This is a genomic window from Achromobacter aloeverae (assembly GCF_004121055.1).
Lineage (GTDB): Bacteria > Pseudomonadota > Gammaproteobacteria > Burkholderiales > Burkholderiaceae_B > Bordetella_C > Bordetella_C aloeverae.
The window spans coordinates 228,759-250,538 of the sequence record NZ_PYAL01000008.1 but is presented as its reverse complement, the minus strand read 5'-3'; the positions used below and the strand labels follow the sequence as shown (position 1 = coordinate 250,538).

Below are 21,780 nucleotides of genomic sequence, written 5' to 3'. Positions count from 1 at the left end.
TTCGATTCGGAACCCCCGGTATGTTGGAACAACAATTCGTCAATGCCCTGTCCCTGGGCTGTGTGTACGCCTTGTTCGCGCTAGGCTTCACGCTGGTCTTCGGCGTATTGGGCATTATCAACCTCGCCCATGGCGCGGTGTTCATGCTGGGCGCCTATGTGGCGCTGACCTTCATTACCAAGCTGGGTGTTCCGCTGTGGGTCGCCATCATCGGCGCCTTCGTCGCGGCTGGCGCGGCGGGCGCGGTGATCGACTGGCTGGTGCTCAAGCCGCTGCGCAAGCGCAACGCGCCTCACCTGATTCCCATGATCGCCACCATAGGCGTGGGCATCATCCTGAACAACGGCATGCAAGGCGTCTACGGCGCCAGCAACCAGCGCTTTCCCGCCGGTATCGTGCCCGACCAGACGCTGGTGATCGGGGGCATGCACGTGACGGTCATCGAACTGGCCATCATCTTCCTGTCCTTCGCCTTGATGGCTGTGCTGATGCTGGTCATGCATCGCACGCAGTTCGGCCGCGCCCTGCGCGCCATCGCCGAGTCGCCCAAGGCGGCCTGGCTGCTGGGCATCAACGTCGAGCAGCTGTTCCTGGTGACTTCCTTCATGGCGGGCGCGCTGGGGGGTGTGGCCGGCCTGCTGATCGGCCTGTACTCCAATGCCGTCTTTCCCCTGATGGGCCAGCCCATGCTGCACAAGGGCATCGCCGTCATCATCCTGGGCGGCATGGGCGATATCCGCGGCGCCATGCTGGGTGGCCTGTTCCTGGGCTTCGCCGAAGTGCTGTCGGTGGCGTACATCGGGTCCACGATGCGCGACGCGGTGGCTTTCGGCCTGCTCTTCCTGATCCTGCTGGTGCGCCCCCAGGGCCTGTTCGGCAAAGTGGTGCAACGCAAGGCTTGAGTATGAGCGCACTCCAAACTTTCTGGGATATCTACGGCAACCTGGTCCTGTCGCTGGGCACCAACGCGCTGCTGGCGTTGTCCATCTGGCTGACCCTGGCTTGCGGCATGCTGGCCATGGCAAACGCGGCCTTCATGGGCATCGGCGCCTATACGGCGGCGCTGCTGACGATGAATTACGACATGCCCTTTTCGGTGGCGCTCGCCGGCGGCATGGTGGCGCCGGCCGTGGTGGCGGCGCTGATCGGCCTGCCGACCATACGCCTGTCCGGCGTCTACCTTGCCATGGCGACGCTGGGGTTCGGCGAAGTGGTGCGGGTGGCCATCCTCAACACGGAATCGCTGACCGGCGGCGCGCTGGGCCTGAACGGCATTCCGCAATCGACGCAGTGGTGGCATGTGGCGGGCGCGGTGGTAATCGTGCTGCTGGTGCTGTGGCGCGTGCGCGCGTCGAAGATCGGGCGGGCGTTCGACGCCATCCGCAGCGACGAGACCGCCGCCGGCCTGATGGGAATCGACGTGCGCGCCAACAAAATGCTGGCTTTCATCCTCGGGGCGGCGGTCGCGGGACTGGCCGGCGCGCTCAATGCCCACCTGACGTTTTTCATCGGCCCGCAGGAATTCGGTTTCGACCGTGGCGTGGAAATCCTGACCATGACCATCCTGGGGGGTATCAACAGCCTGATCGGACCGCTGCTGGGCAGCGCCATCATTACCGTGCTGCCGGAAGCGCTGCGCGGTCTGGGCGACTTCCGCCTGGTCGCCAACGGGGTCATCCTGGTGCTTATCGTTCTGTTCCTGCCGCAAGGCATCTGGGATCCGGCGCGTTTCGCGCGCTGGACGCGCAAGGGAGGCAAGCGCCATGCTTGAGCTCTCGAACATCTCCATGCGTTTTGGCGGCCTGCATGTGCTGCATGACGTCAATCTCAAGGTGCCGCAGGGCGCCATTTTCGGCTTGATCGGCCCCAACGGCGCCGGCAAGACCACGGTGTTCAACATCATCACCGGCCTGCTGCGGCCCAGCGGCGGCAACGTGGTCTTCGACGGCAAGAGCCTGGTCGGCGTCAAGCCGCATCGCATCACGCGCGCCGGCGTGGCGCGCACTTTCCAGAACATCCGCCTGTTCAAGGAGATGACGCTGCTGGAAAACGTGGTGGTGGGCGCTTACCGCCACATGCACTACGGCGTCGGCGGCCTGTTGTTCAGCCTGCCCAATTTCCGCAAGCACGAGGCGCAGGCGCGCGAGCGCGCGCTGGAACTGCTGAGCTGGATGCGGCTGGACCACAAGGCCAACGACCTGGCCGACAACCTGTCCTATGGCGAGCAGCGCCGCCTGGAGCTGGCGCGCGCGCTGGCGACCGAACCGCGCCTGTTGCTGCTGGACGAGCCGGTGGCCGGCATGAATACCGGCGAGCGAGCCGAACTGATGCGCGAAATCGAGGCCATACGGGGCCGCGGCTACACCATCCTGATGATCGAGCACGACATGCACTTCGTGATGGGGCTGTGCGAGACCATCGCGGTGCTGAACTTCGGCAAGATCATCGCCAGCGGCGAGCCGGAGTCCATCCGCAACAACGAACAGGTCATCGAGGCCTACCTGGGCCGCGATGACGAAGAGGACGAGCAAGCCGCGGAGGTGCGCGCATGACCGCCATGCTGGAAATACGCGGCCTGGAAATCAATTACGGGCACATCGAGGCCGTGCGCGGCGTCGACATGTCGCTGGAGGCCGGACAGATCACGGCGCTGGTGGGCGCCAACGGCGCCGGCAAGTCGACCACGCTGCTGGCGCTTTCCGGCCTGCTGCCCAAGGCCAGGGGTTCCGTCCTGTTCGAGGGCGAGGACATCACTCGCCTGGCGCCGCACCAGATCGTGGCGCGCGGCATCGTGCAGGTGCCGGAAGGCCGCGCGATCCTCACCACCATGACGGTGCGCGAGAACCTGGAGCTGGGGGCCTACCGGCGGGGACGCGCCAGTGTCGGCGACGATCTCGAATACATCTTCAATCTGTTCCCGCGCTTGAAGGAGCGCCTGCAAGGCGTGGCCGGCAACCTGTCCGGCGGCGAGCAGCAGATGCTGGCCATCGGGCGCGCGCTGATGGCCAAGCCGCGCCTGCTGCTGCTGGATGAGCCGTCGATGGGCCTGGCGCCCATCGTCGTGCAGGAAATCTTCCGCGCCGTGCGGGCCATCAATGCCGACGGCTTGACCCTGTTCCTGGTGGAACAGAACGTGCGCCAGGCGCTGAAGATCGCCCAGAAGGGCTATGTGCTGGAGAACGGCGCGCTGGCCCTGTCTGGCAGCGGCAGGGAACTCCTGGGACACCCCCGTGTCCTGGAGGCCTACCTGGGCGGCTAGGGCTTCCCGCCCAGGATTTGGGTTTTTTGGAGACGCACGCTCAAAAACTGAGCAAATTCGTGCTAGAATCGAAGACTTCCCTTGTTTTCCGTACTCGCACGGGCGAACCAACAACGCTTAGGCGGGGCGGCGAAAGGGGGGATTCCGGACGGGATTTCTCCGCCGGAAAATCCAAATCTCTCTAGGAACCATCATGAAGACCTTTGTGGCGAAGCCGCATGAAGTCAAGCGTGAATGGTTTGTGATCGACGCGAAGGGCAAAGTCCTCGGTCGTGTGGCCAGCGAAGTCGCACGTCGTCTGCGTGGCAAGCACAAACCTGTTTTCACGCCGCACGTTGACACTGGTGATTACATCATCATCATCAACGCGGCCGATATCGTCGTTACCGGGAACAAGGCGCTGGACAAGAAGTACTATCGCCACTCGACCTACCCGGGCGGTATCACTGAAACCAACTTCGGCAAGATGCAGCAACGTTTCCCGGGCCGCGCCATTGAAAAGGCGGTCAAGGGCATGCTCCCGAAGGGCCCGCTTGGCTATGCCATGTTCAAGAAGCTGAAGGTGTACGCCGATGACAAGCATCCGCACACCGCCCAGCAACCCAAGCCGCTGGAAATCTAAGGAATCGACATGATCGGTAACTGGAATTACGGAACCGGCCGTCGTAAAACTTCGGTGGCGCGTGTGTTCCTCAAGAAAGGGTCTGGCAAGATCGTCGTCAACGGCAAGCCCGTCGACGAGTTCTTCGCCCGTGAAACCGGCCGCATGGTCGTGCGCCAGCCGCTGGAACTGACTGGCCATCTGGAGTCCTTCGACATCCGCGTCAATGTGCATGGCGGTGGCGAATCGGGTCAAGCCGGCGCTGTGCGCCACGGCATCACCCGCGCGCTCATCGACTACGATGCCACGCTGAAGCCCGCGCTGTCGCAGGCTGGCCTGGTGACCCGCGATGCTCGTGAAGTCGAACGTAAGAAGGTCGGTCTTCGCAAGGCGCGTCGTCGCAAGCAGTTCAGCAAGCGCTAATGCTCCAGCAAAAAGGCCGCGAAAGCGGCCTTTTTGCTTTTTTGCCCTACCAGCCCTGCATTTCTGTTGCAAAAGACATGTCCCGCCCGGTTTTATTTCGCATTCTGCTGGTCTTGCTGGTCGGTCTGGTGATCGGCGGGGAGGCGATGTACCTGGCGCTGCGGCAGTACCGTGCCGGCGACGACGAACCGACGCCCGAAGCGCTGCACGCCGTGCAGGCGCAATTGCTCCAGCGCACGGCCGACGTGGAATTCGTTCGCCGGCAGCTGGACGTGGCCGAAGGGGAACTCGCGATCGAGCGGTCGGCGCGCGAGGCGCTGGCCGCCCAGGTCGGCAGCCAGCTCGACCAGCTGGGCACCCTGCGCGACCGGCTGGCGTTCTACGAGCAATTGCTGCCGCCCACCCCGGGCGGCGTGGTCAGCATCCGGGGATTGGATATCGATCGTACGGCCGAAGGCTTGAGCTACCGCGTCCTGCTGATGCGCAGCGTCCGCAACGGCAGTCCGCCCTTTGTCGGCAGCCTGCAATTCGTGGCGGAGGGCACCCAGGACGGCAAGCCCAAGACCCTGGTGCTCAGCTTGCTGCGGCCGGCCACCTCGGCGCCCGCCCCGGGGACGGATCCCGGTCCGGCGGCGGGCGTCGCGGGGCCGACGGCTGCGGGAGGAGGGGGGCTGGGCAATATTCCCGCCCCTGCCGCCAAGGGCAAGGGCGACAAGAATGCCAAGGATGAGGACGCCAAGGACGAGGACGCCAAGGACGCTCGATTGCCGCTGCCGCCGGACACGATTCCGTTCGATTTCGACCAGTACCAGCGTGGACAGGGCCTGCTGGGCTTGCCCAAGGGCTTCGTGCCGGGCGCCATTACCCTGAACGTGCTGGAAGGCGGTGTCGTGCGCGCGACACGGACGGTCAAGGGGCCTTTCTGATGGCCTGGCGCGAATAGCCCCGGTGCCGTGTAGGTGTATTGCGCGGGCGTTGGCCGCGCGCAGTATAGTAGAGACAGATGCCGGCGCCACGGCGCCGCTTGAATTCGCCCCTAGAGGGCAGGAGTCCCAATTATGAACGCTGTTGTTACCGAAACCGTAGACCTGCAAGCGCCCCCTCCCATGCCGCTGATCTTCACCGACGCCGCCGCGGCAAAGGTCAAGGATCTGCTCGCCGAGGAAGGCAACCCCGAACTGAAGCTGCGCGTATTCGTGCAGGGTGGCGGCTGTTCCGGGTTCCAGTATGGTTTTACCTTCGATGAAACGGTCAACGAAGACGACACCGTGCTGGACAAGGAAGGCGTGCAACTGCTCGTCGATCCGATGAGCTTCCAGTACCTCGTCGGCGCCGAGATCGACTACAAGGAAGACCTCGAAGGCGCGCAGTTCGTCATCCGCAATCCGAACGCAACCACCACTTGCGGTTGCGGTTCCTCGTTCTCGGTCTGAGGCCGAGGCCGGCAAGTCGCCGGTAGACGCAGCTTGCATGGACAGGGCCAGGCGCGTGAACGCCTGGCCTTTTTGCCTGTAGGCAGCCCGCACAGCAAAAAAGCGTCCGCTTAGGGAGCCGCAAACGGCGTCAGGCCGGGTAAAGCGCGCCGAGTACTCGCGGCGCCCTGGCGCCGGTGACTTCGGGCAGGCCCGCCGGAACACGGTCCAGGAAAGCCTGGGCCAGCCAGGCGAAGGCCATGGCTTCCACCGCTTGCGCCGGCACGCCCTCGTCATCGGTCGGCCGCACCGGCCATTGCAGGCAGTCCTGCAGGTCGCGCATCAATCCGCCGTTCCTGACCCCGCCGCCGCACACCAGGACTTCCCGCGTGTCGGGTGCGGTGGCCGCGATGGCGTCGGCCACCGTGCGCGCCGTGAAGCGCTGCAAGGTGGCCTGGATGTCCTGCGGCTGCAACGCGCGGCAATAGCCGGCCCAGGCGGCAAGGCGTTGGTCCAGCCAGGTACGGTTGAACAGGTCGCGTCCTGTCGACTTGGGCGGCGCCAGCTTGAGCCACGGCTCGCTGGCGAGGAGGTAGGTGAGGATGTTGTCGTCGGCCTTGCCGCTGGCGGCGTAGGCGCCGTCGCGGTCATAGGGCTGGCCGGTATGACGCTGGCACCAGTCGTCCAGCAGCATATTGGCCGGGCCGGTATCGAAACCGAGTATGGGGCGGCCGGGCGCCAGCACCGTGACATTGGCGATGCCGCCCAGGTTCAGGACCGCGCGCGGCGTATCGGTCGCGAAGACGGCCTCGTGGAACGCCGGCACCAGCGGCGCGCCCTGGCCGCCCGCGGCCACGTCGCGGCTGCGGAAGTCCGCGATCACGTCGATGCCGCAGCGCTCCGCCAGGAGGGCTGGCGCGTTCAATTGCAGGGTGTAGCCTTGTTCCGGGCGATGACGAACGGTCTGGCCGTGGGCGCCAATGGCGGCGACGGCCGACGCCGCCACGCCAGCTCTCGCCAGCAAGGCCTGCACGACGTCCGCATAGAGGCCGGCCAGGGCTTGCGAGGCGAGCGCTGCGCGCTCGAGTTCGCCGGCGCCGCTGGTATTCAGCGCCAGGAGCTCCTGGCGCAGGGCGGCGGGCATGGGCAGGTCGGCATGGGCCAGCAATTCGGGCCGGGGACCGCCGAGCCGGACCAGCACGCCATCCACGCCATCCGTGCTGGTGCCGGACATCAGGCCGATAAGCAAACGTTGCGCGGTCACTGGACTATCCTCCTGTCGCTGCGCGACTCCTCCCGGAGGGAGGATACGCCCTTGGGGCGGCCGACAGGCGGGCCGCCTAGTTCACGGCCGCGCTAGCCAGTGCCCCCGGCATGGCCTGCTGGAACTTGGCCAGCAATTCGATCTGCTGCTTGTAGCCGGCGGCCAGCTTGGCGAAGGCCGACTTGTCGCCGCCTTCCAGGCTGCGAGCGACGGGCAGGTCCACCGAAAGCGGGTCGATGGGCTCGTTGTTGACACGGAATTCGTAGTGCAGGTGCGGGCCGGTCGCCCAGCCCGTCATGCCGACGTAGCCTATCACTTCGCCCTGCGTCACGCGCTGGCCCTTGCGGATGCCTTCGGCGATCCGGCTTTGGTGCGCGTAAAGGGTGGAGTACTTGGCGTCGTGCTTGATGATGACCACGTTGCCATAGCCATTCTGCACGCCGGCGAATTCCACCACGCCGTCCGAGGTGCTGTGGATGGGCGTGCCGGAAGGCGCCGCATAGTCCACGCCCTTGTGGCCGGTCCAGGTCTTGTGGATCGGGTGCATGCGCATGCCGAACGTCGAGCTGATGCGGCTGAACTTCAGCGCGGTGCGCAGGAAGGCGCCGCGCAGGCTGGTGCCGTCGAAATCATAGTAGGCGCCGTTGGCGCTGCCGTCCGGACTGAACCAGACCGCCGTGTAGTTCTTGTCCTGGTTCTTGAATTCCAGGGCCAGGACACGGCCGGCGCCGGCGTAGCGGCCGTCGTGCGAGCGCACCTCGTAGACCACGCGGAACTGGTCGCCCTGGCGCAGGTTGCGCAGGAAGTCGATCTTGGCGCTGAGGATGTCGGCCATCTGCATGGTGACCGAGTCAGGCACGCCCGCCTCGTCGGTCGCGGCGAACAGAGAAGAACGGATGGTGCCCACGGCCACGCGGGTCTGGCGATCCGTGTTCTGCGTGACTTCCTCGGCCTTGTAGCCGTCGCCGGCGGGGACGATGTTCAGGTAGCGGGTCACGACCTGGCCGTCGCTCTCATTGCCGGGCGTATGGATATAGCGCAGCCACAGGAGCTTGCCGGCCTCGTCGGTCGCGGCCTGCACTGACCGGCCCGGGTACAGCTTGTAGATGCTGCGCGCGCTGGGGTCATGCGTCAGGAACACCTGCAGCTTGTCGTCGTCCAGTTCCAGCCGCTGCAGCACCGCGGCCAGCGTGTCGCCGGGACGGATGCGTGTTTCGCTGATATACGGGGCGTCTGGACTGGCGCTGACCTGGTATTCGTCCGGGGAGAGCGTCATGACGCTCTGGACCAGCCGGGAAGGGGGGAGATCGTTGGCGCCGTTCTGGGGCACCATGCCGACCGCGGCGGCGGCGGCGAACAGACCCAGGGCGGAGGCGACAAGAGCGCCACGGAAAAACCTGGCGCGTCGGGAAATCGGTGGCTCGGCGTTCAGGGCCTGGGGGGCATTCGTCTGTGCCGCGTCGGCCGCCGGGTCTTGAAACCCTCGGGTCATCGTCGAAAAAACCTCGGGGACGGAACCCCTGTATGACAGTTGCGTATGATTAGGGCGCTATCCTAGCCCATTCGGCTAGAATTTTCGACCAATTTCCAGACCCTTCCTTTCATTAAAGTGCTGAAATTACCCTCCGCCCCGCCGATCGGGCGGCTGGCTGATTTTTCCGTCCTGGTTCCGCAAGGTTGTCCCTGACTATGTCCCACCCAGAAGCCGCCCCCATCACTCCCGAGGTCGAGGCCGACCTGCGCATCGCAAAACGCGGTTGCGATGAATTACTGGTCGAGTCCGAGTTCGTGCGCAAGCTGGCGCGCAGCCGCGCCACCGGCGTGCCGCTGCGCATCAAGCTGGGACTGGATCCCACGGCGCCCGACATCCACCTGGGGCACACCGTGGTGCTGAACAAAATGCGCCAGTTGCAGGACCTGGGGCACAACGTCATTTTCCTGATCGGCGACTTCACGTCGATGATCGGCGACCCGAGCGGCCGCAATAACACCCGCCCGCCGCTGACGCGTGAGCAGATCGAGGCCAATGCCAAGACCTACTACGCCCAGGCCAGCCTGGTGCTGGACCCGGCACGCACCGAGATCCGCTACAACTCCGAGTGGTGCGACCCGCTGGGCGCGCGCGGCATCATCCAGTTGGCGTCCCGCTACACCGTGGCCCGCATGATGGAGCGCGACGACTTCACCAAGCGCTTCAAGGGCGGCATTCCCATCGCGGTGCATGAATTCCTGTACCCCCTGATGCAGGGCTACGATTCCGTGGCCTTGAAGTCCGACCTGGAACTGGGCGGCACCGACCAGAAATTCAACCTCCTTGTCGGGCGCGAGCTGCAGAAGGAATACGGCCAGGAGCAGCAGTGCATCCTGACCATGCCCTTGCTGGTGGGGACGGACGGTGTCGAGAAGATGTCCAAGTCCAAGGGCAACTACATCGGCATTTCGGACACGCCGGAATCGATGTTCGGCAAGCTGATGTCGATTTCCGACACCCTGATGTGGCGCTACTTCGAACTCCTGTCCTTCCGCTCGCTGGAGGATATCGCCGCCTTGAAGGCGGAGATCGACGGGGGCCGCAATCCGCGCGACGCCAAGGTTGCGCTGGCCCAGGAAATCGTGGGCCGCTTCCACGGCGGCCAGGCGGCGGTGGATGCGCTGGCCGGCTTCGAGGCGCGATTCCGCGACGGCGCCCTGCCGGACGACATGCCGGAGGTCAAGGTGGGCAGCGCGCCGCTGGGCATCCTGAAGGTATTGCGCGAGGCCGGACTGTGCGCATCGGGCGCGGAAGCCCAGCGCAATGTCGAACAGGGCGGCGTGCGGGTGAATGGCGACAAGGTGGAAGACAAATCGTTGCAATTGTCCGCGGGGGAGTACGTCATCCAGGTGGGCAAACGCAAATTCGCCCGTGTAACCTTGGCCGGGTAGTCTGGCGCAAGGGCAGGCCGGGGTGGCGGCCGTCCTGCCGCGCCGGTGACCCGGCATCATGGCCGCGCGGGCGTCCGGCACGCCCGCTCCGGGACGCATGGAACCGAAACTACGCAAGTCGATTCAAAACAGATACGCTTGAGTCTGTGCGACGCATCAAGGAGGCATGCCATGAAGCTTGCGAGCTTGTCCTTTTCCGATAACGAGGCTCTTTCCGAACGTTATGCGTTCGGCCGCATCGACCCGCAAACCCACGTTGCGCTGGCCGACAACTGCAACCCCCAGTTTTCGTGGGACGACGTGCCCGATGGCACTGCCTCGTTCGTGCTGATCTGCCACGATCCGGATGTGCCCAGCAAGCCCGATGACGTCAACCAGGAAGGCCGCCTGGTCCCGGCCGATTTGCCCCGGGTGGATTTCTACCACTGGGTCCTGATCGACCTGGCCCCGGAAACCCGTGAAATTGAGGAAGGCGCCTTTTCCAACGGCATCACGCCGCGCGGCAAGGGCGGCCCATTGGCGCCGCAGGGCGCCCGCCAGGGCGTGAACAGCTATACCGACTGGTTCGCCGCCGACCATGACATGAGCGGCGACTATTTCGGCTACGACGGCCCCTGCCCGCCCTGGAACGACTCGATTCCGCACCACTACGTGTTCACCCTGTACGCCTTGAGCGTACCCAGGCTGGAACTGGAAGGCGCCTTTACCGGCGCGGACGTCCTGGCCGCCATCAAGGGCAAGGTCCTGGCGCAGGCGTCGCTGACGGGCACCTACACCCTGAATCCGGACCTGGCGCCCAAGCAGATCGGCACCACGTCGGCCTGAACGGGCATGTCCGGGGCGCCAGGCGCCCCGCATGGGATTCTCTTCGGCGGGCTTGCTGCCCGCCGTTTTCATGCCGTTTCCCTGTGGATTGCCTGGGCGGGCGCAGGGCGCCGGACCCTCGTTCCAGGGAAGGTGTCGCGCGCCGCCGTCGCCATCTGCGTGAAATATTTTCATGCCCGCTTGAGCAGCGTTTCCCCTCCGACCCCCATTTCCCGCTTTTCTGCGCTTTTCTGTCTGTTTTTGCCCCTGTTTCGGTTCGTTTTTCGGTTTGCTGCGGGACAGAACGCTCCCTCCGGGGGCTGCCTGGCGCGGGTCGCGCTGTAAACTACCGCCTGACCCCCTGGTTTTCCCCGATTTTCAGCTTTTTCCTTTCAGGACTTTCCATGTTCGACCGCTCCCGTACGATCTCCCAGGTTGACCCCGATCTCTGGGCCGTTATCCAGAAAGAAAATGTGCGCCAGGAACAGCACATTGAACTGATCGCTTCCGAGAACTACGCCAGTCCCGCCGTAATGCAGGCGCAAGGCACGCAGCTGACCAATAAGTATGCGGAAGGCTACCCCGGCAAGCGGTATTACGGTGGTTGCGAATTCGTCGATGTCGCGGAACAACTGGCCATAGACCGCCTGAAGCAGCTGTTTGGCGCCGAAGCCGCCAACGTGCAGCCCAACTCCGGTTCGCAAGCCAACCAGGGCGTCTACATGGCGGTCCTCAAGCCGGGCGATACCGTGCTGGGCATGAGCCTGGCCGAAGGCGGCCACCTGACGCACGGCGCGTCGGTCAATGCGTCCGGCAAGCTGTACAACTTCCAGCCCTACGGCCTGGATGCCAATGAAGTGCTGGATTACGGCAAGGTCGAAGCGCTGGCCCAGGAGCACAAGCCCAAGCTGATCGTGGCCGGTGCGTCCGCCTATGCCCTGCATATCGATTTCGAGCGCATGAGCCGCATTGCCCGCGACAACGGCGCGCTGTTCATGGTTGATATCGCCCATTACGCCGGCCTGGTGGCGGGCGGCGCCTACCCCAATCCGGTGCCCCATGCCGACTTCGTCACGTCCACCACGCACAAATCGCTGCGCGGCCCGCGCGGCGGCGTGATCATGATGAAGGCCGAATTCGAAAAGGCCATCAATTCCGCCATTTTCCCCGGCATCCAGGGCGGCCCCCTGATGCACGTCATCGCGGCCAAGGCCGTGGCGTTCAAGGAAGCCCTGCAGCCGGAGTTCAAGGACTACGCGCAGCAGGTGGTGAAGAACGCCAAGGTGCTGGCGGAAACCCTGGTCAAGCGCGGCGTGCGCATCGTGTCCGGCCGGACCGAAAGCCATGTCATGCTGGTCGACCTGCGCGCCAAGGGCATCACCGGCAAGGAAGCCGAAGCGGTGCTGGGCCAGGCGCATATCACGGTCAACAAGAACGCCATCCCCAACGATCCGGAAAAGCCTTTCGTCACCAGCGGCATCCGCCTGGGTACGCCGGCGATCACCACCCGCGGCTTCAAGGAAGCGGAGACCGAGCTCACCGCCAACCTCATCGCCGACGTGCTGGACAACCCGCGCGACGAGGCCAACATCGCCGCCGTGCGCACCCGCGTGGACGCGCTGACGGCCAGCCTGCCGGTCTACGGCGGCTGATGCGAGGGCCGGTCATGGCGTCAGACACCCGGACACGGACCTTCGTGCCGCTTGCCTGGCGCCATGGCCGGAAATATCGGCACGCCGGATCGTTTCGCCACTGAGGGGGCAGGCAATTGCGATGTCCATTTTGCGGCCACGCGGACACCCAGGTCGTTGATAGCCGGGTGTCGGAAGAGGGCGACACCATACGCCGGCGGCGCCGTTGCCAGGCGTGCGACAAGCGTTTCACGACTTACGAGCGGGTCGAGCTGGCCATGCCTTCTATCGTGAAGCGCAATGGCAGCCGCAGTGATTTCGAGCCGGGCAAGCTGCGCGGCAGCCTGTCGCTGGCCCTGCGCAAGCGCCCCGTCAGCACCGAGGACGTCGATGCCGCCGTCGCGCGCATCGAGGAAGCGCTGCTGACCAGCGGCAAGCGGGAAGTGCCGTCGGCCTACGTCGGCGAGCTGGTCATGAACGAGCTCAAGAAACTCGACAAGGTGGCCTACGTCCGTTACGCGTCGGTCTACCGCAGCTTCGAGGACATCGGCGAGTTCATCGAGGCCATCCGCGAGATGCAGGGGCCCCTGCTGTCCGGCAAGCTGCGCAAGGAATAGGCGGCCCGCCGCGTCAGTGCGCGTCGTTCTCCGCGCCCCCGCCGCGCCAGGCGCCGGGCGGCGTCGTTTCGAATTTTCGCCAGACCCGGCGCATGTGATGCACCGACCCGAAGCCGCTGCGCTCCGCCACGTTTTCCAGGCTTAAATCGCTTTCGCGCACCAGCTCGCGCGCCATCGCGACGCGGATGCGGTGCAGGTAGTCGAGCGGCGAGCATCCCGCGTGACGGGCGAACAGCCGGGCCAGGTGGCGGCTGCTGGTGTGCGCGCGCCGAGCCATCGCCTCGGCCGTCCATGCCGCCGCGGGATCCTGCACGATGGCGTCCTGGATCCGGTGCACGACCGGATGAAGGTGATTGCGGTGCTCCAGCCACGGCGACACCGCCGGGTCGTCGCCAGCGCGGCGCAGATAGACGACCATTTCGCGCGCCACCGCGCTGGCGACCCTGGGGCCGCACAGGCCGGCCGTGACGTGCAAGGCCAGGTCGATGCCCGCCGTGTAGCCGGCGCTGCTCATGACCCGTCCGTCCTCCACGAAGATCCGGTTGTCGAGCACGCGGGCGGCGGGGTCGATGCGGGCCAGCATGTCGAGGCAGGAGTGGTGGCTGGTGCAAGCGCGCTGGTGCAGCAATCCGGCGGCCGCGGCCAGCAGCGCACCCCAGCAGACCGTCATCAGGCGAAAGCCGTCCTCGGCGTGGCGGCGTGCCAGCCATTGCACCAGCAGGCGCGTTTCGGTTTCCTGCCAGGCCATGTCGGCGCCTACTGTGCCGGCCACCACTGCGATCGCGTGCGCCGGCAGCCGTTCGGGGAGGGGCTCCAGGCCGGCCAGGCGCAGTCCCGGCAGCCCGCTTTCCATGCCGTTCGAAGGGCCGCAGAAATGCAGCTCGAAAGCCCCGGGGATGTACTTGTTCGCGACCCGGAAGACCTCGGCCGGGCCGGCCACGTCCAGCAGGACGGTACGGGGCAGCAGCGCGAAGTAGACCGGGGTGCCGGCGGCGGGCATGGCAGGGGGCATTGCGTCTTCCAGGAGGAAACCGGGCCGGGCCAGGCCCGGCGGCGGAGCTTCAGTCGTCCAGGGCCGTGGCGGCGTCCACGATACGGGCGAAGCGGCCATCGAGTACCAGCGTCGTGCGATCGCGGATATCCGCGGCGGAGTAGCGCCGGCCGGCGGCGCTGACCATGGGGAAGGTCAGCGTGGCGTCGGCGACGAATCGTACCTGGAAGCCGGCGTCGGAGGCATGGCGGGAGGTCGTTTCGCAACATTGTTCGGTGCGGATGCCGCAGACCAGCACTTCCTCGATGCCGTGCGCGCGCAGCCAGTGCTCCAATGTGGTGCCGGCGGGACTGCGGGCATAGAGCGCCGAATGCACCGTTTTGTGGAAAGTCTCCACCGGTTCGTAGCGTATGTCCTCCAGTGTCCGCACCAGGCCGGAGCGTGGAGAGAAGGGATCGTCCGCCGGCGCCTCCGGCTCATGGTGGAAGATGCGCAGCGCCGGCACGCCTGCCGAGGCCGCCTTGTCCACCAGGTCCTGCACGGCACGGCGGAAGGCCGGCAATTCTGTTTCGTCCCAATACGGACGGCGACGGAAGGACTCCTGCACATCAATGACCAATACCGCTTGTTTCATGTGACTCTCCGGAAATCGGCGAAAAGTGCCGGGATGCGTCGCATTGTGCCTTTCGCCCTCTTGCCGGACGAGAGCCATGACGGACTAGTTTAGGACCAAATCGGACATTGCCATGCGAGCCCCATGGGCAATCCGGCCGCAGCGCGGAAGCGGGCCCGGGCATACAATCCAGACGTGACTACCGAAGCCGACCTGCACTGGATGCGCCACGCCCTGGCGCTCGCCCGAACCGTCATCCATACCACCGCGCCCAACCCTCGTGTGGGGTGCGTCATCGTGCGTGATGGCCGCGTGATCGGGGAGGGCGCGACGCAGCCTCCCGGCGGTCCCCATGCCGAGGTCTGCGCCTTGCGCGACGCTGCCCGGCGTGGCGAAGAGACCGCCGGCGCGACCTTTTACGTCACCCTGGAACCCTGCAGCCATCATGGCCGCACGCCCCCTTGCGCCGACGCCGTGGTGGCCGCGGCGCCGGGGCGCGTGGTGGTGGCGATGGGCGATCCCAATCCGCTGGTGGGTGGCGCCGGCCTGGCGCGCCTGCGCGATGCCGGCATCGCCGTCACGACGGGCGTTTGCCAGGAAGAGGCCCTGGCCCTCAATGCCGGCTTCGCGGCGCGCATGAGCCGCGGCACGCCATGGACGTGGCTCAAGCTGGCGGCGTCCCTGGACGGCCGCAGCGCCTTGCACAACGGCATGTCGCAATGGATAACCGGCGCCGAGGCGCGCGCCGATGGGCATACCTGGCGGGCGCGAGCCGACGTGGTCCTGACCGGCATGGGTACCGTGCTCAAGGACGACCCGCAGCTGACGGTGCGCACCTTCGACTTGCCCAGGCAACCCCGCAGGGCGGTGGTGGACAGCCAGCTGCGCCTGCCTGAAACCGCGCGCCTGCTCGACGGTAGCGAAGTCTGGGTTTTCACGGTCAGCGACGACCAGGAAAAGGTCGAGCGCCTGGCGCGCCGCAATGCCCGGGTCATCCGCCTGCCGGCGGTCGCGGGGCGGGTGGACCTGGCGGCGATGATGCGCTGGATGGCTGGGCAGCAGGTCAATGAAGTGCACGTCGAGGCGGGCGCCGGCCTGAGCGGCGCCTTGCTGGCCGCCGATTGCGTGGACGAGGTGCTGGCCTATCTCGCCCCCGTCCTGCTGGGCGATGCGGCGGGAATGGTCGGGCTGCCCATGCTGGAGAACCTGAAGGAAGCGCGTCGTTTCGTATTCGTGGACGTGACCCGGCTGGGCGGCGATGTACGCCTGCGCGGCCGTTATGTAGAGCGTTGGCAGCAATTGATGGGGGCTGCTGCCGCCCGTTGAGGAGGGGAGCGCGCAAGCGCGGCCCTATTGTTTACCCCTAGTTTTCGGCGGCCGGGCAGGGCGGGCGCAGGGCTTGCTTGCGAGACCAGCAACCGCGAGGAATGACGGCGCCGGCAGCAGGGGAATCTACCAGGAGTGAATGGTTATGTTTACCGGCATCGTGGCGACCGTGGGACGTATCGTACGCGTCCAGCCTTTTGAATCCAATGACGGCGTCGCGGGTTTACACCTGTCCATCGACGCGGGAGAGCTGGACCTGAGCGATGTGCGCCTGGGCGATTCGATCGCCATCCAGGGCGCGTGCATGACCGTGGTCGGCTTGCAAGGGCGCGAATTTCAGGTCGACGTTTCGCGCGAAAGCCTCAACCTGACCGTGGGATTGGAGAAAACGGGAGAAGTGAATCTGGAAAAGGCCCTGCGTATCGGCGACGCGATCGGCGGCCATCTGGTTTCCGGCCATGTCGACGGCCTGGGCACGGTGCAAAGCTACGAAAAGGTCGGTGAATCGCGGGAGCTTATCATCCGCGTGCCCGCGGATATTGCGAAATACCTGGCCTATAAAGGCTCTGTTACGGTGAATGGCATCAGCCTGACCGTTAACCGCGTCGAAGATATGCCGGATAAAAAAGGTTCCGACATCAGCATTAACGTTATTCCGCATACCCAGGACGTGACCACGTTGCGTAACGTAAAGGCAGGCGACAAAGTCAATCTCGAAATCGACACGATCGCCCGCTATGTGGAGAGGATGTTGAGCGCGCCTGGCGCGGCGGATGTTCGTCGCGGCGCGTAGATCTTCGGCAGGAAAGGACGGTCGCGTTTTTCTGTTTTTTGGGCCGCGAGGGCGGTATGTCGTATATCGAGATCATTTATTTCAATGCTCGTTTCCCCGCCCTCTTTTTTGCGGAACTTGCGCTATTTGCCACTGGACTAAACCATATAGGCGCGGACCGTCGTCTTGTGTGTGTGGAAAGCAACAACGCATCGCCATGTAGGAACCCTTGCATGAACTTATGGTGATTCCCTCTAGCGGGGGCGCACACACAGGCACACAATGAAGTCAACGGGAGCGCACTAGACCTTTTCGCACGACGTAGTCGGAGGTATCACGATGCTGAATATCGTAGAAGGCTTCAAGTCGCAGTACGCCAGGGATCAGGAAGCGGAGCTGACCCTTGAGGAATACCTCAATCTGGCGAAGCGTGATCCGATGGTGTACGCCAGCCCCGCCGAGCGGATGCTGGCCGCGATCGGCGAACCGGAGATCATCGACACTCGCAACGATCCCCGGCTGTCCCGGCTGTTCGCAAATCGCATCATCCGGCGCTATCCGGCCTTCAAGGAATTTTTCGGCATGGAGGACGTGATCGGTCAGATCGTGGCCTTCTTCAAGCATGCCGCGCAGGGCCTGGAGGAGCGCAAGCAGATCCTCTACCTGCTTGGTCCCGTCGGCGGCGGCAAGTCCTCCATCGCGGAGCGGCTGAAAATGCTGATGGAAACCTATCCCATCTACGCGCTCAAGGGGTCTCCGGTCAATGAAACGCCGCTCGGGCTTTTCAACCCCGACCGTTTTGGCGAACAACTCGAAGCGGAATACGGGATTCCGCGCCGTTATCTGAGCGGCATCATGTCGCCGTGGGCGGTCAAGCGCCTGAAGGAATACGACGGCGATATTTCACAATTCCGTGTGGTGCGGCTGAATCCGTCGGTGCTGCGCCAGGTGGCGATCGCCAAGACCGAGCCGGGCGACGAGAACAACCAGGATATTTCGTCCCTGGTCGGCAAGGTCGATATCCGCAAACTCGACCGTTATTCGCAGGACGATCCGGACGCGTACAGCTATTCCGGCGGCTTGTGCCTGGCCAACCAGGGCTTGCTTGAATTCGTCGAAATGTTCAAGGCGCCCATCAAGATGCTGCATCCGCTGCTGACGGCGACGCAGGAGGGCAACTTCAAGGGTACCGAGGGCTTCTCGGCGATTCCGTTCAACGGCAGCATCCTGGCCCACTCGAACGAGTCGGAGTGGCAGACTTTCCGCAACAACAAGCACAACGAGGCTTTCCTCGACCGTATCTATATCGTCAAGGTGCCTTACTGCCTGCAGGTGTCGGAAGAGGTCTGCATCTACGACAAGCTGTTGCGCAACAGCTCGCTGAGCTCGGCGCCGTGCGCCCCGGGCACGCTGGACATGATGGCGCAGTTTTCCGTCCTGACCCGCCTGAAAGAGCCGGAGAACTCCAGCATCTATTCCAAGATGCGGGTGTACGACGGCGAGACGCTCAAGGATATCGATCCCAAGGCCAAGTCGCTGCAGGAGTACAAGGATTACGCCGGCACGGATGAAGGCATGAACGGGGTGTCGACCCGCTTCGCGTACAAGATCCTGTCCAGCGTTTTCAACTACGACCAGACTGAAGTGGCGGCCAACCCCGTACACCTGATGTATGTGCTGGAGCAGCGCATCGCCCGCGAGGACTTCCCCGAAGACACGCGGCGGCGCTATCTGGAGTTCATCAAGGGGTATCTGGCGCCGCGTTATGCGGAGTTCATCGGCAAGGAAATCCAGACCGCCTACCTGGAGTCTTATTCGGAGTACGGCCAGAATATCTTCGACCGCTACGTGACCTTCGCGGATTGCTGGATCCAGGACGAGGAGTTCCGGGATCCGGAAACCGGCGAAAGCTTCGACCGCTCGGCGCTGAACGACGAACTCGAGAAAATCGAGAAACCGGCGGGCATCGCCAACCCCAAGGATTTCCGCAACGAGATCGTGAATTTCGTCCTGCGGGCGCGCGCCAACAACAGCGGCCGCAATCCGGCGTGGACCAGCTACGAGAAGCTGCGCGAAGTGATCGAGAAAAAGATGTTCTCGAACACCGAAGACCTGCTGCCCGTCATTTCCTTCAACGCCAAGGCTTCGGCCGAGGACAAGAGCAAGCACCAGAGTTTCGTCGAGCGGATGGTCGACAAGGGCTATACCGAGAAACAGGTGCGACTGCTCTGCGAATGGTATTTGCGGGTCAGGAAATCCTCCTGAGCGGGGTGCTATGAACTCACTTATCGATCGTCGTCTCAATGGACGCAACAAGAGCGCCGTCAATCGGGAGCGTTTCCTCCGGCGCTACAAGACTCAGGTACGGAAAGCTGTTCGGGATCTGATTCGGGAGCGCTCGATCGAGGATATGGACCAGGGCGGGGAGATCAATCTTCCCACCCGGGACATCTCCGAACCCCGCTTCCGTCATGGCGCCGGCGGCGACCGGGAGATGGTGCACCCGGGCAACCGCGAGTTCGTGACGGGCGACACCATAGACCGGCCCCAGGGCGGGGCCGGCCAGGGTGGCGGCCACGAGCCGGGCGAAGGCGATTCGGTGGACCAGTTCACCTTCACCCTGTCGCGCGCCGAGTTCCTCAACTTCTTCTTCGAGGACCTGGAGCTGCCGCACCTGATCCGCACCCAGCTGGGTGACGTCAACCAGAAGAAATGGCAGCGCGCCGGCTACACGACCACCGGCTCGCCCAGCTCGCTAAGCGTCAACCGCACGCTGAAGGCTTCCTTGTCGCGCCGCATCGCGTTGAGCGTGGGCGCGCGCAAGGAACTGACGGCGGCGGAGGATGAACTGGCGGCGTTGATCGCGCGCAAGGCGCCAGCGGCCCAGGTGGAGGCGGCCCGCGAACAGGTGGAAATCTGCCGCGGCCGCCTGTCGCGGGTGCCGTTCCTGGATGAAATCGACTTGCGGTACCGCCACCGCGTGGCCGTCCCGGTGCCGGTGGCGCGCGCCGTCATGTTCTGCCTGATGGACGTCTCGGGATCCATGGACGAATCGAAGAAGGACATGGCGAAACGCTTCTTCACGCTGCTGTACCTGTTCCTCACGCGCAAGTACGAGCACGTCGACCTGGTCTTCATCCGCCATACCGACAATGCCGAGGAAGTGGACGAGGATACGTTCTTCCATGATCCGAAGAGCGGCGGCACCGTGGTGCTGTCCGCGCTGGAGCTGATGCACGAGATCATCACCAAGCGCTATTCGCCGTCGACCTGGAATATCTACGCGGCCCAGGCCAGCGATGGCGACTCCTTCGGCGCGGACGCCGGCCGCAGCGTGCGCTTCCTGTCCGAACATCTGCTGCCGGCGGCCCGCTACTTCGCGTATATCGAGCTGCACGATATCCATGACGTGCGCAAGAGCAGCCTGTGGGCCGAGTACGAACGGGAACCGGCCGAGCACTTCGTCATGCGGCGCATTTCCGACCGCTCGGAGATTTTCTCGGTCTTTCACGAGCTTTTCCGCAAGGAGGCCGCATGACTGCCATCCTGAACGCGCTGGAACGGCCTGCCGGCGACCTGCCTGACGGCGGATCGGCCCCGGCCGGGCCGATCTCGACCACGTCGGAGTGGACCTTCGAACTGCTGCAACGCTATGACGAGGCCATCGCGAAGGTTGCCGCGGAATTCAAGCTGGACACCTATCCGAACCAGATCGAGGTGATTACCTCGGAGCAGATGCTCGATGCCTATGCGTCGGCCGGCCTGCCCGTCGGTTACGCGCACTGGTCGTACGGCAAGGATTTCATCCTGAACGAACAGGCCTACCGCAAGGGCGCGCAGGGCCTGGCTTACGAGATCGTCATCAATTCCAATCCCTGCATCGCCTATCTCATGGAGGAAAACTCCATGGCGATGCAGGCCTTGGTGATCGCCCATGCATGCTACGGGCACAACTCCTTCTTCAAGGGCAATTACCTGTTCCGCCAGTGGACCGACGCCGACGGAGTGCTGGACTACCTGGTCTTCGCGCGCAATTACGTGATGGCGTGCGAAGAGCGCTATGGCATCGACGCCGTGGAGGAAATCCTCGACTCCTGCCATGCGCTGTCCTCGCATGGCGTGGATCGCTACAAGCGGCCGACCCCGGTGTCCTACAAGGAGGAATTGCAGCGGGTGGCGGACCGCGAGGAGTACCAGCGGCTGCAATTCAACGACCTGTGGCGCACGGTGCCGAAGTCGGAAGAGCAGGAGAAGGGGCGCGAACAGGTCTTCCCGGCGGAACCGGAGGAAAACGTCCTCTACTTCATCGAGAAGCATTCGCCCAAGCTGCAGACCTGGCAGCGGGAACTGGTGCGCATCGTGCGCAAGATCGCGCAATACTATTACCCGCAGATGCAGACCAAGGTCATGAACGAGGGTTGGGCCACGTTCTGGCACTACACCATACTCAACCGCATGCATGAAAAGGGGCTGGTGACCGACGGGTTCATGATCGAGTTCCTGCAAAGCCATACCAACGTGGTCAGCCAGCGCGGCTTCGATCAGCGCGGTTATGGCGGCATCAATCCCTATGCGCTGGGCTTCGCCATGATGACGGACATCCGCCGCATCTGCGAGAGCCCGACCGAGGAAGATCGCCACTGGTTCCCGGATATCGCCGGCGGGGATTGGCTGAAGACGCTGGATTTCGCCATGCGCAACTTCAAGGACGAATCCTTTATCTCGCAGTATCTGTCGCCCAAGCTGATTCGCGATTTCCGTTTCTTCGCCATTGCCGACCACGCGTCCAATCCCAAGCTGGAAGTGGCGGCCATCCATGACGAGGAAGGCTACCGGCGTGTGCGCAAGCTGCTGGCCGAGCAGCACAACCGCGACAACCTGGTGCCGGATATCCAGGTGATCCGCTACAACCGCGAAACGGACCGGTCACTGGTGTTGCGCCACCTGCAATCACGCGGCCGGCCGCTCGTGGCCGAGGACGCCGAGGAAGTGCTCAAGCACCTGGTTCGCCTGTGGGGGTTCAAGGTGCGCCTGGAGGAAACCGACAGCAGCGGCGAGCGCATGTCGTATCGGGAAGTGACGCCCTGAGCAGCCATCACGCTGGAAGTCGCGTGACAAGCTGAAACGCCCCGGCACGGTCAAACG

General features: G+C 64.4%; 21 protein-coding genes. 17 read left to right on the top strand and 4 right to left on the bottom strand.

Annotated features, from left to right (window positions below; genetic code table 11):
• Positions 1-20 precede the first annotated feature (20 nt).
• From C7R54_RS24655 to erpA, 8 genes are all read left to right on the top strand, one after another.
• Positions 21-902 carry a branched-chain amino acid ABC transporter permease gene (locus C7R54_RS24655; protein ID WP_129153358.1) on the top strand — a complete coding sequence of 294 codons (882 nt, stop codon included), beginning with the start codon at positions 21-23 and terminating at the stop codon, positions 900-902.
• 2 nt (positions 903-904) lie between these two features.
• Positions 905-1,771 carry a branched-chain amino acid ABC transporter permease gene (locus C7R54_RS24650; protein WP_129153357.1) on the top strand — a complete coding sequence of 289 codons (867 nt, stop codon included), beginning with the start codon at positions 905-907 and terminating at the stop codon, positions 1,769-1,771.
• Positions 1,764-2,552, top strand: a complete 789-nt coding sequence (locus C7R54_RS24645) for an ABC transporter ATP-binding protein (protein ID WP_129153356.1) — start codon at positions 1,764-1,766, stop codon at positions 2,550-2,552. Before C7R54_RS24650 ends, C7R54_RS24645 begins: the two co-directional genes overlap by 8 nt.
• A complete protein-coding gene (locus C7R54_RS24640; protein ID WP_129153355.1) occupies positions 2,549-3,259 on the top strand; it encodes an ABC transporter ATP-binding protein in 711 nt (236 codons plus the stop codon). Before C7R54_RS24645 ends, C7R54_RS24640 begins: the two co-directional genes overlap by 4 nt.
• Before the next feature lie 193 nt (positions 3,260-3,452).
• Positions 3,453-3,881 (top strand): 50S ribosomal protein L13, encoded by a 429-nt coding sequence (gene rplM / locus C7R54_RS24635; RefSeq protein ID WP_094856021.1) that lies wholly within the window; start codon positions 3,453-3,455, stop codon positions 3,879-3,881.
• A 9-nt stretch (positions 3,882-3,890) separates the two neighbouring features.
• Positions 3,891-4,283, top strand: coding sequence for a 30S ribosomal protein S9 (gene rpsI, locus C7R54_RS24630; protein ID WP_088598928.1), 393 nt, complete (start codon positions 3,891-3,893; stop codon positions 4,281-4,283).
• A gap of 77 nt (positions 4,284-4,360) precedes the next feature.
• A complete protein-coding gene (locus tag C7R54_RS24625; protein ID WP_129153354.1) occupies positions 4,361-5,209 on the top strand; it encodes a DUF6776 family protein in 849 nt (282 codons plus the stop codon).
• Positions 5,210-5,341: 132 nt separating this feature from the next.
• On the top strand, positions 5,342-5,716 hold the full coding sequence (gene erpA / locus C7R54_RS24620; RefSeq protein ID WP_129153353.1) for an iron-sulfur cluster insertion protein ErpA: 375 nt from the start codon (positions 5,342-5,344) through the stop codon (positions 5,714-5,716).
• 130 nt (positions 5,717-5,846) lie between these two features.
• Here erpA and C7R54_RS24615 read toward each other — a convergent pair whose 3' ends face one another.
• Together C7R54_RS24615 and C7R54_RS24610 are read right to left on the bottom strand one after the other, a co-directional pair.
• Positions 5,847-6,959 carry an anhydro-N-acetylmuramic acid kinase gene (locus C7R54_RS24615; RefSeq protein ID WP_275669707.1) on the bottom strand — a complete coding sequence of 371 codons (1,113 nt, stop codon included), beginning with the start codon at positions 6,957-6,959 and terminating at the stop codon, positions 5,847-5,849.
• 76 nt (positions 6,960-7,035) lie between these two features.
• A complete protein-coding gene (locus tag C7R54_RS24610) occupies positions 7,036-8,451 on the bottom strand; it encodes a M23 family metallopeptidase (protein WP_129153352.1) in 1,416 nt (471 codons plus the stop codon).
• A gap of 197 nt (positions 8,452-8,648) precedes the next feature.
• Between C7R54_RS24610 and tyrS the strand changes: the two genes are divergently transcribed.
• From tyrS to nrdR, 4 genes are all read left to right on the top strand, one after another.
• Positions 8,649-9,881 carry a tyrosine--tRNA ligase gene (tyrS, locus tag C7R54_RS24605; protein WP_129153351.1) on the top strand — a complete coding sequence of 411 codons (1,233 nt, stop codon included), beginning with the start codon at positions 8,649-8,651 and terminating at the stop codon, positions 9,879-9,881.
• A gap of 171 nt (positions 9,882-10,052) precedes the next feature.
• Complete coding sequence (locus C7R54_RS24600; RefSeq protein ID WP_129153350.1) at positions 10,053-10,706, top strand: YbhB/YbcL family Raf kinase inhibitor-like protein; 654 nt, start codon at positions 10,053-10,055, stop codon at positions 10,704-10,706.
• A gap of 383 nt (positions 10,707-11,089) precedes the next feature.
• Positions 11,090-12,337: a serine hydroxymethyltransferase gene (gene glyA, locus C7R54_RS24595; RefSeq protein ID WP_129153349.1), complete on the top strand. Its 1,248-nt coding sequence runs from the start codon at positions 11,090-11,092 to the stop codon at positions 12,335-12,337.
• A 116-nt stretch (positions 12,338-12,453) separates the two neighbouring features.
• The gene (gene nrdR / locus C7R54_RS24590) at positions 12,454-12,933 is read left to right on the top strand and encodes a transcriptional regulator NrdR (protein WP_129153348.1); all 480 of its coding nucleotides are present in this window, start codon (positions 12,454-12,456) and stop codon (positions 12,931-12,933) included.
• Positions 12,934-12,946: 13 nt separating this feature from the next.
• Here nrdR and C7R54_RS24585 read toward each other — a convergent pair whose 3' ends face one another.
• Together C7R54_RS24585 and C7R54_RS24580 are read right to left on the bottom strand one after the other, a co-directional pair.
• Complete coding sequence (locus C7R54_RS24585) at positions 12,947-13,945, bottom strand: GlxA family transcriptional regulator (RefSeq protein WP_240039698.1); 999 nt, start codon at positions 13,943-13,945, stop codon at positions 12,947-12,949.
• A 49-nt stretch (positions 13,946-13,994) separates the two neighbouring features.
• Complete coding sequence (locus tag C7R54_RS24580) at positions 13,995-14,558, bottom strand: isochorismatase family protein (protein ID WP_129153347.1); 564 nt, start codon at positions 14,556-14,558, stop codon at positions 13,995-13,997.
• A 123-nt stretch (positions 14,559-14,681) separates the two neighbouring features.
• On the opposite strand from C7R54_RS24580, the gene ribD reads away from it, so the two are divergent.
• The 5 genes from ribD (at position 14,682) to C7R54_RS24555 (ending at position 21,723) form a co-directional block, all read left to right on the top strand.
• Entirely contained in the window at positions 14,682-15,863 is a 1,182-nt protein-coding gene (gene ribD / locus C7R54_RS24575) for a bifunctional diaminohydroxyphosphoribosylaminopyrimidine deaminase/5-amino-6-(5-phosphoribosylamino)uracil reductase RibD (protein ID WP_129153346.1), read from the top strand.
• A 145-nt stretch (positions 15,864-16,008) separates the two neighbouring features.
• Positions 16,009-16,656, top strand: coding sequence for a riboflavin synthase (locus tag C7R54_RS24570; RefSeq protein WP_129153345.1), 648 nt, complete (start codon positions 16,009-16,011; stop codon positions 16,654-16,656).
• A gap of 318 nt (positions 16,657-16,974) precedes the next feature.
• Complete coding sequence (locus tag C7R54_RS24565; RefSeq protein ID WP_129153344.1) at positions 16,975-18,900, top strand: PrkA family serine protein kinase; 1,926 nt, start codon at positions 16,975-16,977, stop codon at positions 18,898-18,900.
• 10 nt (positions 18,901-18,910) lie between these two features.
• Positions 18,911-20,173: a YeaH/YhbH family protein gene (locus tag C7R54_RS24560; RefSeq protein WP_129153343.1), complete on the top strand. Its 1,263-nt coding sequence runs from the start codon at positions 18,911-18,913 to the stop codon at positions 20,171-20,173.
• Positions 20,170-21,723, top strand: coding sequence for a SpoVR family protein (locus C7R54_RS24555; RefSeq protein WP_129153342.1), 1,554 nt, complete (start codon positions 20,170-20,172; stop codon positions 21,721-21,723). The genes C7R54_RS24560 and C7R54_RS24555 overlap by 4 nt, the downstream gene beginning before the upstream one ends.
• Positions 21,724-21,780 lie beyond the last annotated feature (57 nt).

What these genes read in the sequence shown, in the direction of transcription:
- C7R54_RS24655 (WP_129153358.1), top strand. Translation starts at nt 21, where the DNA reads ATGTTGGAACAACAATTCGTCAATGCCCTGTCCCTGGGCTGTGTGTAC.
- C7R54_RS24650 (WP_129153357.1), top strand. Translation starts at nt 905, where the DNA reads ATGAGCGCACTCCAAACTTTCTGGGATATCTACGGCAACCTGGTCCTG.
- C7R54_RS24645 (WP_129153356.1), top strand. Translation starts at nt 1,764, where the DNA reads ATGCTTGAGCTCTCGAACATCTCCATGCGTTTTGGCGGCCTGCATGTG.
- C7R54_RS24640 (WP_129153355.1), top strand. Translation starts at nt 2,549, where the DNA reads ATGACCGCCATGCTGGAAATACGCGGCCTGGAAATCAATTACGGGCAC.
- rplM (WP_094856021.1), top strand. Translation starts at nt 3,453, where the DNA reads ATGAAGACCTTTGTGGCGAAGCCGCATGAAGTCAAGCGTGAATGGTTT.
- rpsI (WP_088598928.1), top strand. Translation starts at nt 3,891, where the DNA reads ATGATCGGTAACTGGAATTACGGAACCGGCCGTCGTAAAACTTCGGTG.
- C7R54_RS24625 (WP_129153354.1), top strand. Translation starts at nt 4,361, where the DNA reads ATGTCCCGCCCGGTTTTATTTCGCATTCTGCTGGTCTTGCTGGTCGGT.
- erpA (WP_129153353.1), top strand. Translation starts at nt 5,342, where the DNA reads ATGAACGCTGTTGTTACCGAAACCGTAGACCTGCAAGCGCCCCCTCCC.
- C7R54_RS24610 (WP_129153352.1), bottom strand. Translation starts at nt 8,451, where the DNA reads ATGACCCGAGGGTTTCAAGACCCGGCGGCCGACGCGGCACAGACGAAT.
- tyrS (WP_129153351.1), top strand. Translation starts at nt 8,649, where the DNA reads ATGTCCCACCCAGAAGCCGCCCCCATCACTCCCGAGGTCGAGGCCGAC.
- C7R54_RS24600 (WP_129153350.1), top strand. Translation starts at nt 10,053, where the DNA reads ATGAAGCTTGCGAGCTTGTCCTTTTCCGATAACGAGGCTCTTTCCGAA.
- glyA (WP_129153349.1), top strand. Translation starts at nt 11,090, where the DNA reads ATGTTCGACCGCTCCCGTACGATCTCCCAGGTTGACCCCGATCTCTGG.
- C7R54_RS24585 (WP_240039698.1), bottom strand. Translation starts at nt 13,945, where the DNA reads ATGCCCCCTGCCATGCCCGCCGCCGGCACCCCGGTCTACTTCGCGCTG.
- C7R54_RS24580 (WP_129153347.1), bottom strand. Translation starts at nt 14,558, where the DNA reads ATGAAACAAGCGGTATTGGTCATTGATGTGCAGGAGTCCTTCCGTCGC.
- ribD (WP_129153346.1), top strand. Translation starts at nt 14,682, where the DNA reads ATGGGCAATCCGGCCGCAGCGCGGAAGCGGGCCCGGGCATACAATCCA.
- C7R54_RS24570 (WP_129153345.1), top strand. Translation starts at nt 16,009, where the DNA reads ATGTTTACCGGCATCGTGGCGACCGTGGGACGTATCGTACGCGTCCAG.
- C7R54_RS24565 (WP_129153344.1), top strand. Translation starts at nt 16,975, where the DNA reads ATGCTGAATATCGTAGAAGGCTTCAAGTCGCAGTACGCCAGGGATCAG.
- C7R54_RS24560 (WP_129153343.1), top strand. Translation starts at nt 18,911, where the DNA reads ATGAACTCACTTATCGATCGTCGTCTCAATGGACGCAACAAGAGCGCC.
- C7R54_RS24555 (WP_129153342.1), top strand. Translation starts at nt 20,170, where the DNA reads ATGACTGCCATCCTGAACGCGCTGGAACGGCCTGCCGGCGACCTGCCT.